The sequence below is a fragment of the Methylobacterium sp. WL116 genome, assembly GCF_008039455.1.
GTDB lineage: Bacteria > Pseudomonadota > Alphaproteobacteria > Rhizobiales > Beijerinckiaceae > Methylobacterium.
In genome coordinates, this window is the sequence record NZ_VRUV01000927.1 from 1 (window position 1) to 977 (window position 977).

The window sequence follows — 977 nt, forward strand, 5'->3', positions numbered from 1 at the left end:
CTCGTCGATCCGCCGCTGCCGCCGCGCCGGCCGGCCGAATTCGCGGCGTCGCTTGCCGCCGCCCCCAACGCGTCGTTGTTCACGAACCGGAGCGGCCCATGAACATCCGCCAGTTCCTCGCCTGCACCCAGTCCACTTCGGCGGGGCGCCGGGCCGAGGCCGCCTCCGCGCTGACGCGGGCCTACCTGTACGGCAACCTCGAGGCGGATGCCGCCTGGGAGGCCAAGACGGCGATCCTGGCGCTCCTCGACGACCCGGCCCCGGTGGTGCGCCGCGCCATGGCCGAGGCCTGCGCCGCCTCGGCGCGTGCGCCGCGCCCCCTCGTCGTGGCCCTGGCCTCCGACCAGACCGAGGTCGCCTGCCTGGTGCTCGCCGCATCGCCGGTCCTGACCGATGCCGACCTCGTGGACGCCGCCGCGATGGGCTGCGAGACGATCCGCGCGACGATCGCCGCGCGCCATCACCTCTCGCACGCCGTGGCCGGGGCCCTGGCCGAGATCGGCGGCGGCGACACCCTCGCGGTGCTGGCCCGCAACCCGACGGCGCGCATCACCACGGGCCGCATGCTGCGCATGGTCGAGCGCCACGGCGGCGACGCCGGCGTGCGCGAGGCGCTGCTGGCGCGGGCGGACCTGCCGATCGAGGTGCGCCACGCCGTCGGCGCCCGGCTCGCCCGGACCCTGTCGGACTTCGTGACCGCGTGCGGCTGGCTCTCGCCCGACCGCAGCGCCCGGATGAGCCGCGAGGCCGGCGAGCGCACGGTGCTCGAGCTCTGCGACGGCGCGGGCGCCGCCGCCACCGCGCGGATCGTCAAGCACCTGCGCACCACGGGCCAGCTCAATGCCGGCCTGATCCTGCGGGCGATCCTCTCGGGGCAGATGGCCTTTGCGGAGACCGCGTTCGCCGACCTCACCGGCCTGGAGCACGCCCGCGTCGGCACGCTGCTGCGCGAGCCGCGCGGGATCGCCGACCTGCAC

At 76.5% G+C, this 977-nt stretch carries 1 protein-coding gene; it reads left to right on the forward strand.

The window, feature by feature from the left end:
• Positions 1 to 98: 98 nt before the first annotated feature.
• On the forward strand, positions 99 to 977 hold an 879-nt coding region (locus FV223_RS28545; protein ID WP_147729987.1), incomplete at its 3' end, for a DUF2336 domain-containing protein.